Source organism: Pseudomonas sp. NBRC 111119, assembly GCF_001320125.1.
Taxonomy (GTDB): domain Bacteria; phylum Pseudomonadota; class Gammaproteobacteria; order Pseudomonadales; family Pseudomonadaceae; genus Aquipseudomonas; species Aquipseudomonas parafulva.
Genome location: NZ_BCAV01000047.1, coordinates 42265 through 57303, shown reverse-complemented (window position 1 = coordinate 57303; position 15039 = coordinate 42265). Strand labels below are relative to the sequence as shown.

At 62.1% G+C, this 15039-nt stretch carries 15 protein-coding genes; 9 read left to right on the top strand and 6 right to left on the bottom strand.

Features of this window, described 5'->3' with window-relative positions:
- Positions 1–50: 50 nt before the first annotated feature.
- The gene (locus APH25_RS17730; protein WP_028635289.1) at positions 51–1028 is read right to left on the bottom strand and encodes a dipeptidase; all 978 of its coding nucleotides are present in this window, start codon (positions 1026–1028) and stop codon (positions 51–53) included.
- A 283-nt stretch (positions 1029–1311) separates the two neighbouring features.
- Here APH25_RS17730 and APH25_RS17725 point away from each other — a divergent pair, with 283 nt between their 5' ends.
- Positions 1312–1713, top strand: a complete 402-nt coding sequence (locus tag APH25_RS17725) for a lysozyme inhibitor LprI family protein (protein WP_060482831.1) — start codon at positions 1312–1314, stop codon at positions 1711–1713.
- A 53-nt stretch (positions 1714–1766) separates the two neighbouring features.
- On the opposite strand, the gene APH25_RS17720 is transcribed toward APH25_RS17725, so the two are convergent.
- Positions 1767–2711 (bottom strand): GlxA family transcriptional regulator, encoded by a 945-nt coding sequence (locus APH25_RS17720; RefSeq protein WP_028635291.1) that lies wholly within the window; start codon positions 2709–2711, stop codon positions 1767–1769.
- A 147-nt stretch (positions 2712–2858) separates the two neighbouring features.
- Between APH25_RS17720 and choX the strand changes: the two genes are divergently transcribed.
- The 5 genes from choX (at position 2859) to APH25_RS17695 (ending at position 6796) form a co-directional block, all read left to right on the top strand.
- The gene (gene choX, locus APH25_RS17715) at positions 2859–3803 is read left to right on the top strand and encodes a choline ABC transporter substrate-binding protein (RefSeq protein WP_028635292.1); all 945 of its coding nucleotides are present in this window, start codon (positions 2859–2861) and stop codon (positions 3801–3803) included.
- Between the two features lie 123 nt (positions 3804–3926).
- Positions 3927–4811 carry a 3-keto-5-aminohexanoate cleavage protein gene (locus APH25_RS17710; RefSeq protein WP_028635293.1) on the top strand — a complete coding sequence of 295 codons (885 nt, stop codon included), beginning with the start codon at positions 3927–3929 and terminating at the stop codon, positions 4809–4811.
- Between the two features lie 18 nt (positions 4812–4829).
- On the top strand, positions 4830–5795 hold the full coding sequence (locus APH25_RS17705) for an L-carnitine dehydrogenase (protein WP_060482830.1): 966 nt from the start codon (positions 4830–4832) through the stop codon (positions 5793–5795).
- 10 nt (positions 5796–5805) lie between these two features.
- The gene (locus APH25_RS17700) at positions 5806–6273 is read left to right on the top strand and encodes a thioesterase family protein (RefSeq protein WP_060482829.1); all 468 of its coding nucleotides are present in this window, start codon (positions 5806–5808) and stop codon (positions 6271–6273) included.
- Positions 6274–6538: 265 nt separating this feature from the next.
- A complete protein-coding gene (locus tag APH25_RS17695) occupies positions 6539–6796 on the top strand; it encodes a hypothetical protein (protein WP_028635296.1) in 258 nt (85 codons plus the stop codon).
- A gap of 60 nt (positions 6797–6856) precedes the next feature.
- On the opposite strand, the gene APH25_RS17690 is transcribed toward APH25_RS17695, so the two are convergent.
- On the bottom strand, positions 6857–7963 hold the full coding sequence (locus tag APH25_RS17690; protein WP_060482828.1) for a GlxA family transcriptional regulator: 1107 nt from the start codon (positions 7961–7963) through the stop codon (positions 6857–6859).
- Between the two features lie 450 nt (positions 7964–8413).
- Complete coding sequence (locus APH25_RS17685; RefSeq protein WP_028635298.1) at positions 8414–9790, bottom strand: L-serine ammonia-lyase; 1377 nt, start codon at positions 9788–9790, stop codon at positions 8414–8416.
- 451 nt (positions 9791–10241) lie between these two features.
- Here APH25_RS17685 and APH25_RS17680 point away from each other — a divergent pair, with 451 nt between their 5' ends.
- The 3 genes from APH25_RS17680 to choV all read left to right on the top strand — a co-directional run bounded on the left by APH25_RS17680 (position 10242) and on the right by choV (position 13295).
- Positions 10242–11189 (top strand): choline ABC transporter substrate-binding protein, encoded by a 948-nt coding sequence (locus APH25_RS17680; protein WP_060482827.1) that lies wholly within the window; start codon positions 10242–10244, stop codon positions 11187–11189.
- Positions 11190–11271: 82 nt separating this feature from the next.
- Complete coding sequence (choW, locus tag APH25_RS17675) at positions 11272–12120, top strand: choline ABC transporter permease subunit (RefSeq protein ID WP_174435893.1); 849 nt, start codon at positions 11272–11274, stop codon at positions 12118–12120.
- A complete protein-coding gene (gene choV / locus APH25_RS17670) occupies positions 12117–13295 on the top strand; it encodes a choline ABC transporter ATP-binding protein (RefSeq protein WP_060482826.1) in 1179 nt (392 codons plus the stop codon). Before choW ends, choV begins: the two co-directional genes overlap by 4 nt.
- Positions 13296–13374: 79 nt before the next feature.
- Here choV and hisF read toward each other — a convergent pair whose 3' ends face one another.
- Both hisF and hisA read right to left on the bottom strand, forming a co-directional pair.
- A complete protein-coding gene (gene hisF, locus APH25_RS17665; protein ID WP_028635302.1) occupies positions 13375–14145 on the bottom strand; it encodes an imidazole glycerol phosphate synthase subunit HisF in 771 nt (256 codons plus the stop codon).
- 109 nt (positions 14146–14254) lie between these two features.
- Positions 14255–14986 (bottom strand): 1-(5-phosphoribosyl)-5-[(5-phosphoribosylamino)methylideneamino]imidazole-4-carboxamide isomerase, encoded by a 732-nt coding sequence (hisA, locus tag APH25_RS17660; RefSeq protein WP_060482825.1) that lies wholly within the window; start codon positions 14984–14986, stop codon positions 14255–14257.
- Positions 14987–15039 lie beyond the last annotated feature (53 nt).

The window sequence follows — 15039 nt, the reverse complement described above, 5'->3', positions numbered from 1 at the left end:
ATTGGGTTGCCCCGGCGTTGCTGGCAGGGGCTTCAGGCTTGGAGAGCGGCTTATTCGCCCCAGACGTCTTTCAATACGTTGACCCAGTTCTCGCCCATGATCTTGCGGACCACGCGCTCGGAATGGCCGCGCTTGAGCAAGGTTTCGGTGAGGTTGGGGAACTCGCCCACGGTACGGATGCCCAGCGGGTTGATGATCTTGCCGAAGTTGGTCAGGCGGCGGGCGTAGCCCTTGTCGTGGGTGAGGTATTCGAAGAATTCCTTGCCGTGACCCTGGGTGAAGTCGGTACCGATACCGATGGCATCTTCACCAACGATGTTCATGGTGTACTCGATGGCCTCGGCGTAGTCGTCGATGGTGGAATCGATACCCTTGGCCAGGAACGGTGCAAACATGGTCACACCCACGAAGCCGCCGTGGTCGGCGATGAACTTCAGCTCTTCATCGGACTTGTTGCGCGGGTGCTCCTTGAGCCCGGACGGCAGGCAGTGGGAGTAGCACACCGGCTTTTTCGATTCGAGGATGACTTCTTCGGAGGTTTTCGAGCCAACGTGGGACAGGTCGCACATGATGCCCACGCGGTTCATTTCGGCAACGATCTCGCGACCAAAGCCAGACAAGCCACCGTCACGCTCGTAGCAGCCGGTGCCTACCAGGTTCTGGGTGTTGTAGCACATCTGCACGATGCCCACGCCCAGCTGCTTGAAGATCTCGACGTAGCCAATCTGGTCTTCGAACGCATGGGCGTTCTGGAAGCCGAAGAGGATGCCGGTCTTGCCCAGTTCCTTGGCCTTGCGAATGTCGGCGGTGGTACGCACCGGCATCACCAGGTCGCTGTTCTCGCGGATGAGCTTCTGGCTGGCGGCAATCTGGTCGACGGTCGCCTTGAAGCCTTCCCAGACCGACACGGTGCAGTTGGCGGCGGTCAGGCCACCTTTGCGCATGTCCTCGAACAGCTCGCGGTTCCACTTGGCGATGATCAGGCCATCGATGACGATGCTGTCGGCGTGTAATTCGGCTGGGCTCATCAGGCGTCCCCTTTTATTGAATGGGTGGCGCCAAACCTTGTGCCGGCGCTTTGGGGCCAGCATATGCCTGCGGCCCGAGGCGCCCCGATGCAAAAACGACAGGGGGTTTGCCGAAAGCGTCAATGCGCGACAAGCCGCCCTCTGGCGGGGTTTTCGGCAATGAGAGACAGTCTCGATAACAACCTGGACAGCCCTGTTGATGAACATTTTGCCGAAGAGCTATCGCCCGGCGAGCGGCTGAGCGAGAATCCGGCCATTCATCAGTTTGGCGAGGAGAATACGGATGAAAGCAATGGCATGGATGGTACTGCTGGCGGCGGTGTCTGGCGCACACGCAGCGGAAGAAGAAAGCACCCCTTGCGACAACGTCGAAACCGACCAGCAGACCTACGCCTGTGCAGCCTTCAGCAAGCAGGCCGCCGAGCGGGAACTGCAAGCGGCTTACGATGACCTGATCCAGCGTGTGCGCGACCAGTACGCCGACCAGGGCACCCAGGTGAGCGCCTTGGTAGGGCAACTGGACGCGGCGCAGAAGCTATGGGCTCAGTTGCGCGATGCCGACTGCAAGGTGGAAACCTTTGCCGAGAAGAAGGGCAGCAAGGCGTTCCAGGCGGCGTGGGATACCTGTGTGGCGCAACGCAGCGATGACCGGTCAGAGTACCTGCAGTCCATTGGTCAGCAATGAGGCTGGTCTGACCTTATTGTGGATAAATCCGCGATGCGGCTCTCACGCGGAAATCACACTGCCCTGCCCGCCCGATCCGTGCGCGGGCAACGCTGGTACCGCGCCCGGTAACAGCGGGTAAAGTACGAAGCCGATTCAAACCCGCAAGCCACCCCCACCTCCAGCACGCTCATGTCGGTCTGGCGCAACAACTGCCGCGCTTTTTCCAAACGCAAACGCAGGTAGAAACCGCTGGGGGTATCGCCCAGATGCAGGCGAAACAGCCGCTCCAGTTGCCGACGCGTCACCTGGACGCTTTCAGCCAGCACCTGTGTATTGAGCGGCTGTTCGGTGTTGCGCTCCATTTCGCCGATCACCTTCACCAGCTTGCGGTTGCTGATGCCATAGCGGCTGGCAATCTGCATACGCTGGTGGTCCTGTCGCTGACGGATACGCCCGAGCACGAACTGTTCAGACACCTCCACCGCCAGCTCGGCACCATGGGCCTGTGCGATCAGGTCGAGCATCATGTCGATCGACGCCGTGCCGCCAGCGCAGGTGATGCGCCGCCGGTCGATCTCGAACAGCTCCTGGGTGGCTTGCAGGTCTGGGTAATTCTCGCGAAACGCATCCAGCGCCTCCCAGTGCACCGTGGCGCGATGCCCGTCGAGCAGGCCCGCCTGGGCCAGCACCACGGCGCCGGTATCAATACCGCCCAACACCACCCCGCCGTGGTCCAGGCGGCGCAGCGCCTGCTGCAGCGCCGTGCCATAGCGGGCCAAGGGTTCGAACCCGGCCACGATCAACAGCATGGCGCAGGGCTCACCTGCCCCCAGTGCTGCGTCGGCGTTCACCGACATGCCGTTGCTGGCCTGCACTGGCCCACCATCCAGGCTCAGCACCTGCCACCGGTACAACGGCCCGCGGAAGCGGTTGGCTACCCGCAGCGGCTCCAGCGCACTGATGAACCCCATGGCCGAGAAGCCGGGTAGCAATAGGAAATGAATGATTTGCGGCATTGCATGCTCCACGGCAAAGGTGGTCGCCTCCGTGCAACTGTTGGTCGCCAGGGTGCGATTTTCCACCCTGCCAGCAGCGTAGCGTGTTCACACCGCCCCAAAGAGGCCGGCCCCCATAAAAATATGCACTGCCGATGGAGAGCCACCATGCACAGCTTGATCCGCCGCAGCTTGTTAACACTCGCTCTGAGCAGCATCGCCGTTGCCCCCACTTACGCCGCTGACGCTGCAGCCTGCAAGAACGTGCGCCTGGGCGTGGTCAACTGGACCGACGTCATCGCCACCAGCGCCGTCGCCCAGGTGCTGCTCGACGGCCTTGGCTACCAGACCAAGCAGACCAGCGCGTCACAGCAGATCATCTTCGCCGGTATCCGCGACAAGCGCCTGGACATGTTCCTGGGTTACTGGAACCCGATCATGACCCAGACCATTACGCCTTTCATCGACGCCAACCAGGTGAAGGTACTGGCCAAGCCAAGCCTGGAGGATGCTCGCGCCACGCTGGCGGTGCCCAAGTACCTGTACGACAAGGGCCTGAAAACCTTCGCCGACATTCATAAATACGAGAAGGAACTGGGCGGCAAGCTCTACGGCATCGAGCCCGGCTCCGGCGCCAATACCCAGATCAAGGCGATGATCAGCAACAACCAGTTCGGCCTGGGCAAGTTCCAGCTGGTGGAGTCCAGCGAGGCCGGCATGCTCGCGGCGGTAGACCGCGCCGTGCGCCGCAAGGAAGCGGTGGTGTTCTTTGGCTGGACGCCCCACCCCATGAACGTGAACATCGACATGGCTTACCTGGGGGACAGCCAGGGCGCACTTGGGCCTGATGAAGGCCGCGCGACGGTATGGACCGTAACCGCACCCGACTACGCAGAGCGCTGCCCCAACGCCAACCGCCTGCTGGCCAACCTCACGTTCAGCGCCGAGGACGAGAGCCGCATGATGCAACCGCTGCTCGACCACAAGGACGCGCTCGAATCGGCCCGCCAGTGGCTCAAGGACCATCCCGAAGACAAGGCCCGCTGGCTTGAGGGGGTGACCACCTTCGACGGTAAGCCGGCTGCGGACAACCTCAAGCTTACCGCCAACTGATCCAGTCCCTTCGCGGCTAAACCCGCTCCTACAGGTTACGCATAGTCCAGGAGACCAAACGGCCCCCTGTGGGAGCGGGTTTACCCGCGAAAAGACCAGCACAGACAACACAAGGAACACGCCATGAATCACGACGTCATCATCACCTGCGCCCTCACCGGCGCGGGCGACACCGCCTCAAAAAGCCACCTGGTCCCCGTCACCCCGCAACAAATCGCCGCTGCTGCCGTGGAAGCCGCCAAAGCCGGCGCCACCGTCGTGCACTGCCACGTCCGCGACCCGCAAACGGGCCGCTTCAGCCGTGACGTGGCGCTGTACCGCGAAGTCATGGAGCGCATTCGCGAAGCGGATGTGGACATCATCGTCAACCTCACCGCCGGCATGGGCGGCGACCTGGAAATCGGCCCCGCTGAAAACCCCATGGCCTTCGGCCCGGGCACCGACCTGGTCGGCCCGCTGGAGCGCCTGGCCCACGTGGAAGCCCTGCTGCCGGAAATCTGCACCCTGGACTGCGGCACGCTCAACTTCGGCGACGGCAATTCGATCTACGTGTCCACCCCAGCCCAGTTGCGCGCCGGGGCCAAACGCATCACCGAGCTGGGGGTAAAAGCCGAGCTGGAGATCTTCGACACCGGCCACCTGTGGTTTGCCAAGCAAATGATGAAGGAAGGCCTGCTGCACGACCCGCTGTTCCAGCTGTGCCTGGGTATCCCATGGGGCGCGCCCGCAGACACCACCACCATGAAGGCGATGGTCGACAACCTGCCGGCCAACGTCACCTGGGCCGGATTCGGCATCGGCCGCATGCAGATGCCCATGGCGGCGCAGGCGGTGCTGCTGGGTGGCAACGTGCGGGTGGGGCTGGAAGACAACCTTTACCTCGACCGGGGCGTACTGGCCAGCAACGGCCAGTTGGTCGAGCGCGCGGTGGAGATCATCTCCCGCCTTGGCGCCCGCGTGCTGACCCCTGCCGAAGGCCGGGAAAAGATGAACCTCAAACGCCGCTGACTCTATTGGGAGACAACCATGACCTTCATCACCGAGATCAAGACGTTTGCCGCCTTGGGCAGCGGCGTAATCGGCAGCGGCTGGGTGGCCCGCGCCCTCGCCCACGGCCTGGATGTGGTCGCCTGGGACCCGGCGCCGGGTGCCGAGCAGGCCTTGCGCAAACGTATTGCCAATGCCTGGCCTGCATTACAGCAACAAGGCCTGGCGCCGGGCGCGTCACAGGCCCGCCTGCGATTTGTGAGCACTATCGAAGCGTGCGTGCGGGACGCTGACTTTATCCAGGAAAGCGCCCCCGAGCGCCTGGACCTCAAGCTAGACTTGCACGCCCAAATCAGCGCCGCCGCCAAACCCGATGCCATTATCGGCAGCAGCACATCGGGCCTGCTGCCCAGCGAATTCTATGAATCGGCCAGGCACCCCGAGCGCTGCCTGGTCGGCCACCCCTTCAACCCGGTCTACCTGCTGCCGCTGGTAGAAATCGTCGGCGGCAAGCACACCTCCCCTGCGGCCATCGACGCGGCGAAAACCATCTACACCGCCCTCGGCATGCGCCCCCTGCATGTGCGCAAAGAGGTGCCAGGCTTTATCGCCGACCGCTTGCTGGAGGCGCTATGGCGCGAAGCCCTGCACCTGGTCAATGACGGCGTGGCCACCACCGGGGAGATCGACGACGCCATACGCTTTGGCGCTGGCCTGCGCTGGTCGTTCATGGGCACCTTCCTCACTTACACCTTGGCGGGTGGCGACGCCGGCATGCGCCATTTCATGTCGCAGTTCGGCCCGGCACTCAAGCTGCCCTGGACCTACCTGCCAGCGCCAGAGCTCACCGACAAGCTGATCGACGATGTGGTGGAAGGCACCTCGGAGCAACTGGGCGAGCGCAGCATTGCAGCCCTCGAGCGTTACCGGGATGACACCCTGCTGGCGGTGCTGGGCGCCGTCCAGGCCAGCAAAGCCCGCCATGGCATGGCTTTTGGTGATTGAGGAGAATTCGATGCCGGCACTGATCACCTACCGCACCCAAGTCCGTGAGGAATGGGTCGATTACAACGGGCACCTGCGCGATGCGTTCTACCTGCTGATTTTCAGTTACGGCACCGATGCGTTGATGGAACGCATCGGGCTGGATGCCGACCACCGAGAACAGAGCGGTAATTCGCTGTTCACCCTTGAGGCCCATATCAATTATCTGCATGAGGTGAAGCTGGGCACAGAGGTGTGGGTGCAAACGCAGATCATCGCTTTTGATCGCAAGCGCCTGCATGTGTATCACAGCCTGCACCGATCAGGGTTCGATGAAGTGTTGGCGGCCAGTGAGCAGCTACTGCTGCATGTGGACTTGGCAGGCCCACGATCTGCACCTTTCAGTGAGCAGAGTATCGGGCTACTGCAGGGGCTCGCTCTAGGGCAGCAGGATCTGCCAGCCGCAGTCTACGTACAGCGGGTGATTGGCATTACATGACCAAAAAAATAACCCCGGAAAGCCGTGAGCATCCGGGGCCAAGAGCGAGCAACATCCACTGTGCACGTGTGAGGGTGACCAAACCCTCCGCTTCGGTAGATGGCTTGAGTGTGCGCACTTCATGGCGGGGGGATTTAGCCGGAAACGACCTGTTCTTAGCCAAAGCGGCCACCCCTGCATTCTGAGGTTGCGGGCGTGTCGTACCCGTCACAGAATCGGTCGTAAATCACGCAGCACTCTCTTCGCGATAAAAGGGATAACAGCCATGATGCATGCCGATTTGATTGACCAGGACGACCTTGCAGGCCACCTGCGCGCACGCGGGTTCGACATACCAGCCGGGGCTACCGCGGAGCAGGCTTGCGAAGCTGTGGTGCGCGGGCTCACGGAACCCAATGCACGGGCGTTGAAAGGGATGGTAGAGCAGATGTACACCGGGAGCGCGACCATTTTGCCGGCGGTGCGCCAGGCAATCGACAAGCAGCTGCTGCCGGCCTTGGCACAGTTCAGCAAGCGCGCCTGAGGGACCTTTTCTCCGTACTGGCCCATTCGCGGGCAAACCCGCGAAAGAGCCAGTGCCGTGTCAAAGCCTTACGCTGGCAAACGTCGACTCGTTGCGCGCCTGGCTCAAGGCAGCCATCGGCCCGCTGTGGGGCGACAGGGTAATCGCCTGCGGGATCGGCATCATCGCCACCTGTTGGGTGGTGTTGGAGCCCACACGCTCGTCACGCGGCGGAATGCCGAAGTACTCGCGGTAGCACTTGGAGAAGTGCGGCGTGGAAACGAAGCCACACACCGACGCCACCTCGATGATCGACATGGGCGTCTGCTTGAGCAGCTGCCGGGCGCGGATCAGGCGCAGCTTCAGGTAGTAGCGTGATGGCGAACAATGCAGGTACTTCTGGAACAGCCGCTCCAGCTGTCGCCGCGACACCGCCACGTAAACCGCCAGCTCGTCCAGGTCGATCGGCTCTTCGAGGTTGGCCTCCATCAGGGCGACAATTTCCTGCAGCTTCGGCTGGTTGGTACCCAGCATGTGCTTGAGCGGTACGCGCTGGTGGTCCTGCTCGTTACGAATACGTTCGTACACGAACATCTCGGAAATCGCCGCCGACAGCTCACGGCCATGATCGCGGCTGATCAGGTGCAGCATCATGTCCAGGGGCGCGGTACCGCCAGAGCTGGTGAAGCGGTTACGGTCGAGGGTGAACAGGCGGGTGCTCATGTTCACCCGTGGGTAGGCTTCCTGCATGGCGGCCAGGCATTCCCAGTGCACGCTGCAATCGAAACCATCGAGCAGGCCGGCACAGGCCAACGCCCAACTGCCGGTGCACACCGCACCCAGGCGGCGCGACTGGCGGGCCTGGGCTTGCAGCCAGGTGACATGCTCACGAGTAACAGTGCGCTGGATGCCCACGCCGCCGCAGACGATCACGGTGTCGATGGGGGGCGCGCTGTGCATGGCCGCGTCCGGGGTAATCTGCAAGCCATCGCTGGCCCAGACCTGGCCTCCGTCCACAGTGAGCGTGTGCCAGCGGTACAGCTCACGGCCAGACAGCTGGTTGGCCATGCGCAGCGGCTCTACCGCCGACGCCAGTGAAATCAGGGTGAAGTTGTCCAATAGAAGAAACCCGATGGACTGGGGTGCTGTGCGGTTCTGGGCTGGGTTCCCGGAGGTGTACGACGTCATCGCGGTTTCTCCTCACACAAATGCAGGGTGTGCCTCAGGCGGGCACTGATTTCTTGTTATTGCCCCGCTTGATGGTGTGCAGGGCCTGTTGACCAATATCTACGCAAACGCCGTGCCTGAAATTGAACGGCTATTCGAAAAAACCTGAAAACGACCTATTGAGTCGGCAAAATCAGGCGTTTCCTACAAGTTGGCGGCTGCGCCAAAAGCGGCGAGCTAGGCGCCATGCGTGTAACCCCTGAGCAGTTTGGTGACACGGAATGTGCAGGCTGCCCAGAAACGACACTTTTAAGTGTCACCGACAATGCCAACATCGATTGCGACATCTGACGATCGGTAGGGGTAGCGCCGCGCCGAAATGGGGCAGGAAGGGTGCTTTTGCACCTTGTTAAAACGCTTTGGGTCCATTGCGGACTTGCCCGCAATGGCCCGTAACGCCAGGCTGGATACTCAGCACTCGATTGCGCTGACCGCCAGGCCACCGCGCGAGGTTTCCTTGTACTTGTCGTGCATGTCGGCGCCTGTATCGCGCATGGTGCGTATAACCTGGTCCAGCGAAATGAAGTGCTCACCGTCGCCGCGCAGGGCCATTTGCACCGCATTGATGGCCTTGACCGCAGCAATGGCATTGCGCTCGATGCACGGCACCTGCACCAGCCCCCCCACCGGGTCACATGTGAGGCCCAGGTTATGCTCCAGGGCGATTTCTGCAGCGTTCTCCACTTGCGGAGGGGTGGCGCCCAGCACTTCGGCAAGGCCCGCCGCCGCCATGGCGCAGGCCGAGCCCACTTCGCCCTGGCAGCCCACTTCGGCGCCCGAGATGGACGCGTTTTTCTTGCACAGGATGCCCACCGCTGCCGCTGCCAGGAAGAAGTCGACAACGTTGGACTCGTTCACTTCATCGCTAAAGCGCATGTAGTAGTGCAACACCGCCGGGATGATACCGGCGGCACCGTTGGTGGGTGCCGTAACCATACGCCCGCCAGCGGCGTTCTCTTCGTTGACCGCCAGGGCGAACAGGTTCACCCACTCCATGGCGCTCATGGTGGAGCCAATCACATTGGGCTTGCCGATTTCCTGCAGGCTGCGGTGCAGCTTGGCGGCACGGCGGCGGACGTTCAGGCCACCGGGCAACGTGCCTTCGTACTTCAGGCCATTGTTCACGCATTCCTGCATGGCAGCCCACAGCTTGTGCAGGCCCGCGTGGATCTCTGCCTCGCTGCGCCACACCTTCTCGTTGGCCATCATCAATTGCGACACGCTGAGGTCGTTTTGCTTGCACAGGCTGAGCAGTTCGGCAGCGCTGTTGAAATCGTACGGCAGCACCGTCTGGTCGGCGTCCAGCACGCCGCTGGCAGCCTGGGCCGCATCCACCACAAAGCCGCCGCCTACCGAGTAGTAGGTGTCGCGGTGCAGCTCGCCCTGCTCACCTTCGGCGACCAGGGTCATGGCATTGGGATGGTAGGGCAGGTTCTCGTCCAGCAGCAGCATGTCCCGGGCCCAGACGAATTCGATGGGGCGGCCATTGTCGAGCTGCAGGGTATTGGTTTCACGCAGGTCGGCGATGCGCGGGGCAATCTGGGTAGGGTCGATTGCATCGGGCCATTCGCCCATCAGCCCCATGATGGTGGCGCTGTCGGTGCCGTGCCCCACACCGGTGGCCGACAGTGAGCCATACAGGCGCACCTCGATCCGTTTCACGTGGTCCAGCTCGCCACGCTCGCGCAGCCCCTGGACGAACAGGGCGCCGGCACGCATGGGGCCGACGGTGTGCGAGCTGGAAGGCCCGACACCGATCTTGAACAGGTCGAACACGCTGATGGCCATTGTTGAATCACCTCTTGCTGGGCTTGTCTCTGCGCGCCATGCGCAGGGTGGGGCAACTGCTAGGCTCAAACAGCGGCCCACCTTGAATGCACGCATCATCGGGCTTTTACCGCCCCCCTCGCCGTCTGCAACCGACGTAGTTTTGTCCGCCAGCGCCGCGCTGTTCTGGCCTGGTAACAGCGCCCGCTACGCCGTTTTCCAGCGGCCTGGTGACGCAAAAATACGGCTGGAGGGGGAGAAGAACCTATAAGCGACATCGCCAATACTGGATACGACCCGTTGCGTACTGGATACGACCCCACCAGTAGGCGATTGCCCGGCGCTGGAGGATTATCGAAAGCGACTCGTAAAGCACGGCCACGCAACCTGCCCTCTGCAGGCCTGATCGACCGGTCCCTCAGAAGCCCGGCGAAACACGCGAACCCGAAGACAAAATCACAGGAGTCCATCCATGAAAGGTTCACCCTCGCTGTTGCTGGTGGCGTTGCTGTCCGCACCACTGCTGGCCCAGGCTGCAGAGCCCGAACAGTGTCAGACGGTCAGGTTTTCGGATGTCGGCTGGACCGACATCACGGTAACCACGGCTACCACCAGCGCTGTGCTCGAAGCCCTGGGTTACAAGACCCACACCACGATGATTTCGGTGCCGGTGACATACAAGTCGCTGGCAGCCGGCAAAGACCTGGACGTGTTTCTCGGCAACTGGATGCCGACCATGGAAAACGACATCAAGCAGTACCGCGATGCCGGTACCGTCGAGACCGTGCGCGCCAACCTGGAAAACGCCAAATACACCCTGGCCGTGCCGCAAGCCCTGTATGACAAGGGCCTGAAGGACTTCAGCGACATTCCCAAATTCAAGGATGAGCTCAAGGGCAAGATCTACGGCATCGAACCGGGCAACGATGGCAACCGCACCATCCAGAGCATGATCGACAAGAATGCCTTCGGCCTGAAGGACGCCGGCTTCACCATCGTCCAGTCCAGCGAAGCCGGCATGCTGTCCCAGGTCGACCGTTCGCAGAAGCGCGGCGAGGCCATCGTGTTCCTGGGCTGGGAACCCCACCCCATGAACACCCGCTTCAAGATGCAGTACCTCACCGGTGGGGACGACTTCTTCGGCCCTGAATTCGGCAAGGCAACGGTGTACACCAACACCCGCAAGGGCTACGTGCAGGAATGCAGCAACGTGGGCCAGTTGCTGAAGAACCTGGCTTTCGACCTGAAGGACGAGAGCACCATGATGGGCTACGTGCTAGACGACAAGATGAAGCCCGATGCAGCCGCCAAGAAGTGGATCAAGGACAACCCCGGCAAGCTGGATACCTGGCTGGCGGGCGTGACCACCGTGGATGGCAAGCCTGGCCTGGAGGCGGCCAAGGCAAAACTCACTCAATAGAAGAACTACGCAGTAGCGCTACCTCGGGGCAGGACCGTGCCCGCCCCGGGTTGATTTCAATCTACGCAGGTGGAAGCTCGCTATCATGCTTATTGATCAAAAAATACCGCTGGGCCAGTACATGTCCTCGTTCGTCGAGTGGCTGACCCAGCATGGCGCGAATTATTTCGACGCCATTGCGCAGGGCCTGGAATTCATGATCCATGGCGTCACCAGTGCCCTGACCTGGTTCAACCCGCTCGTTCTCATCGCCCTGTTCGCCGCCCTGGCCCACCTGATCCAGCGCAAGTGGTCGCTGACTGCATTCGTTGCCCTGTCGTTCCTGCTGATCCTCAACTTGGGCTACTGGCAAGAAACCATGGAAACACTGGCACAGGTCTCGTTCGCCACGGTGGTGTGCGTGGCCATCGGCGTGCCGCTGGGCATCGTCGCGGCGCACAAGCCGATGTTCTACACCGCCATGCGCCCGGTCCTGGACCTGATGCAGACGGTACCCACCTTCGTCTACCTGATCCCTACCCTGACCCTGTTTGGCCTGGGCGTTGTGCCGGGGCTGATCTCCACCGTGGTGTTCGCCATCGCGGCGCCCATCCGCCTTACCTACCTCGGCATCTGCGACGTCCCGCAGGAGCTGATGGATGCCGGCAAGGCATTTGGCTGCTCGCGCCGCCAACTGCTCACCCGTATCGAACTGCCGCACGCGATGCCGAGCATCGCCGCTGGCGTCACCCAGTGCATCATGCTGTCGCTGTCGATGGTGGTGATCGCCGCCCTGGTGGGCGCGGACGGGCTGGGCAAACCTGTGGTCAACGCACTGAACACCGCTGATATCTCCCTGGGCTTCGAAGCGGGCCTGGCGATCGTGCTGCTGGCAATCATGCTCGACCGTATCTGCAAGCAACCGGAACTGCCGGCAAGGGGTGAAGCATGAGTATCATTCGGTTCGAAGACGTCGACGTCATCTTCTCCAACAAGCCGCGCGAAGCGCTGTCGCTGCTGGACCAGGGCAAAACCCGCGAAGAGATCCTCAAGCAGACCGGCCTGGTGGTAGGCGTGGAAAAGGCCAACCTGGATATCCAGAAAGGCGAGATCTGCGTACTGATGGGGTTGTCCGGCTCGGGTAAATCCAGCCTGCTGCGCTGCATCAACGGCCTGAACACGGTAAGCCGCGGCAAGCTGTTCGTGGAGCACGAAGGCAAGCACATCGATATTGCCCACTGCACACCGGCCGAGCTGAAGATGATGCGCACCAAGCGCATCGCCATGGTGTTCCAGAAGTTCGCCCTGATGCCCTGGCTGACGGTGCGCGAGAACATCAGCTTCGGCCTGGAAATGCAGGGCCGCCCGGAAAAGGAACGGCGCAAGCTGGTAGACGAGAAGCTGGAGCTGGTGGGCCTGGCCCAGTGGCGCAACAAGAAGCCGGACGAGCTTTCCGGTGGCATGCAGCAGCGCGTGGGCCTGGCCCGGGCGCTGGCGATGGACGCCGACATCCTGCTGATGGACGAACCGTTCTCGGCACTCGACCCGCTGATCCGCCAGGGCCTGCAGGATGAGCTGCTGACCCTGCAGAGCAAACTGAACAAAACCATCGTGTTCGTCAGCCACGACCTGGACGAAGCCCTGAAGCTGGGTAGCCGTATTGCGATCATGAAAGATGGCCGCATCATCCAGTACAGCAAGCCGGAAGAGATCGTGCTGAACCCGGCCGACGAATACGTGCGTACCTTCGTCGCCCACACCAACCCGCTGAACGTACTGTGCGGCCGCAGCCTGATGCGTAGCCTGGACAACTGCAAACGGGTCAACGGCTCGGTTTGCCTGGACCCGAGCGGCGATTCGTGGCTGGACCTGGGCGAAGGCAATTCCATCACCCGTGCCCGCCAAGGGCAGAACGGGCTGGAAATGCAGAACTGGGCGCCAGGTCAGGCGGTGGAAGGGCTGGGCCGCAGGCCGACTTTGGTGCATGCAGATATCGGCATGCGTGAAGCGCTGCAGATTCGTTACCACACCGGTAACAAGCTGGTGTTGCAGGAGAACGACAAGGTGGTCGGGATTCTGGGGGATACCGAGCTGTATCACGCTTTGCTTGGCAAGAACCACGGTTGATTTGATTGGGGCCGCCTGGCGGCCCATCGCGAGCTTTGCTCGCTCCTACGGGAATTGCGCAGCAGCCCCAATCAATGGCTCAACGAACAACGATCCCGCGCGAAGCCATGTAGGCCTTGGCCTCAGGCACCGTGTATTCGCCAAAGTGGAAGATACTGGCCGCCAGCACCGCACTGGCGTGCCCTTCCAGAATGCCATCGGCCAGGTGTTGCAGGTTACCCACACCCCCCGAGGCAATCACCGGGATGCTCAGCGCATCGCTGATGGCCCGGGTAACGCCCAGGTCGAAACCGTTTTTCATGCCGTCCTGGTCCATGCTGGTCAGCAGGATTTCACCGGCCCCCAGCGCTTCCATCTTCATCGCCCACTGCACGGCATCCAGCCCGGTCGGCTTGCGCCCGCCATGGGTGAAGATCTCCCAACGGGGTTGTTCACCAGGGCCAGACACCTGCTTGGCATCGATTGCCACCACGATGCACTGGGAACCAAAACGGTCCGCCGCCTCGCCAACGAACTCCGGGTTGAACACCGCAGCCGTGTTGATCGAAACCTTGTCGGCACCGGCATTGAGCAGGTTGCGGATGTCCTGCACGGTACGCACGCCGCCGCCCACGGTCAGCGGGATGAACACCTGGCTGGCCATGCGCTCCACGGTATGCAAGGTGGTGTCACGCCCATCGACGCTGGCGGTGATGTCGAGGAAGGTGATTTCGTCGGCACCCTGCTCGTTGTAGCGACGGGCGATTTCCACCGGGTCGCCGGCATCACGGATGTTCTCGAACTTGACGCCCTTGACCACGCGGCCGTTGTCCACGTCCAGGCAAGGGATTATGCGTTTGGCTAAAGCCATGGGTCAGGCTCCTGACGGCAGCTGCAAGCGGCAAGCTTCAAGCTTCAAGTGAAGAGCGGCTGGTATAGCGCTCACCCTCTTGCAGCTTACCGCTTGCCGCTTGCCGCTCTTAGTGGTTGTCGCAGAAGGCCTGGGCCTCGGCGACGTCGAGGGTGCCTTCGTAGATGGCACGGCCAGTGATGGCGCCGATGATACCCGGGGCCTTGGCGTCCAGCAGGGCCTTGATGTCGCCCAGGTTGTGGATGCCGCCCGAGGCGATTACCGGGATCGAAGTCGCTTCGGCCAAGGCCTTGGTGAAGGGCACGTTGCAGCCCTGCATCATGCCGTCCTTGGCGATGTCGGTATAGACGATCGCCGAGACGCCGTCGGCCTCGAAGCGCTTGGCCAGGTCGATCACCTGCACCGAGCTGACTTCGGCCCAGCCATCGGTAGCGACGAAGCCGTCCTTGGCATCCAGGCCCACGATGACCTTGCCAGGGAACGCCTTGCACGCCTCGGCAACGAATTCAGGTTGCTTTACCGCCTTGGTGCCGATGATGACGTAGCTGACGCCCGCCCTGACATAGTGCTCGATGGTTTCCAGCGAGCGGATGCCGCCGCCGATCTGGATCGGCAGGGTGGGGTAACGCTTGGCGATGGCAGTGACCACCTCACCGTTGACCGGCTGGCCTTCGAAGGCGCCGTTGAGGTCGACCAGGTGCAGGCGGCGGCAGCCACCTTCGACCCACTTGGCGGCCATGCTTACCGGGTCGTCGGAGAATACCGTGGAGTCTTCCATGCGGCCCTGGCGCAGGCGCACGCAGGCGCCGTCCTTCAGATCGATAGCGGGGATAATCAGCATGTGTGTTCCTCAAAATTCACAAGCTGCAAGCCTCAAGCTACAAGCTTGCACGC

Bases quoted from the DNA above. Each gene is read 5' to 3' on its own strand.
- APH25_RS17730 (WP_028635289.1), bottom strand. From the start codon at position 1,028: ATGAGCCCAGCCGAATTACACGCCGACAGCATCGTCATCGATGGCCTG.
- APH25_RS17725 (WP_060482831.1), top strand. From the start codon at position 1,312: ATGAAAGCAATGGCATGGATGGTACTGCTGGCGGCGGTGTCTGGCGCA.
- APH25_RS17720 (WP_028635291.1), bottom strand. From the start codon at position 2,711: ATGCCGCAAATCATTCATTTCCTATTGCTACCCGGCTTCTCGGCCATG.
- choX (WP_028635292.1), top strand. From the start codon at position 2,859: ATGCACAGCTTGATCCGCCGCAGCTTGTTAACACTCGCTCTGAGCAGC.
- APH25_RS17710 (WP_028635293.1), top strand. From the start codon at position 3,927: ATGAATCACGACGTCATCATCACCTGCGCCCTCACCGGCGCGGGCGAC.
- APH25_RS17705 (WP_060482830.1), top strand. From the start codon at position 4,830: ATGACCTTCATCACCGAGATCAAGACGTTTGCCGCCTTGGGCAGCGGC.
- APH25_RS17700 (WP_060482829.1), top strand. From the start codon at position 5,806: ATGCCGGCACTGATCACCTACCGCACCCAAGTCCGTGAGGAATGGGTC.
- APH25_RS17695 (WP_028635296.1), top strand. From the start codon at position 6,539: ATGATGCATGCCGATTTGATTGACCAGGACGACCTTGCAGGCCACCTG.
- APH25_RS17690 (WP_060482828.1), bottom strand. From the start codon at position 7,963: ATGACGTCGTACACCTCCGGGAACCCAGCCCAGAACCGCACAGCACCC.
- APH25_RS17685 (WP_028635298.1), bottom strand. From the start codon at position 9,790: ATGGCCATCAGCGTGTTCGACCTGTTCAAGATCGGTGTCGGGCCTTCC.
- APH25_RS17680 (WP_060482827.1), top strand. From the start codon at position 10,242: ATGAAAGGTTCACCCTCGCTGTTGCTGGTGGCGTTGCTGTCCGCACCA.
- choV (WP_060482826.1), top strand. From the start codon at position 12,117: ATGAGTATCATTCGGTTCGAAGACGTCGACGTCATCTTCTCCAACAAG.
- hisF (WP_028635302.1), bottom strand. From the start codon at position 14,145: ATGGCTTTAGCCAAACGCATAATCCCTTGCCTGGACGTGGACAACGGC.
- hisA (WP_060482825.1), bottom strand. From the start codon at position 14,986: ATGCTGATTATCCCCGCTATCGATCTGAAGGACGGCGCCTGCGTGCGC.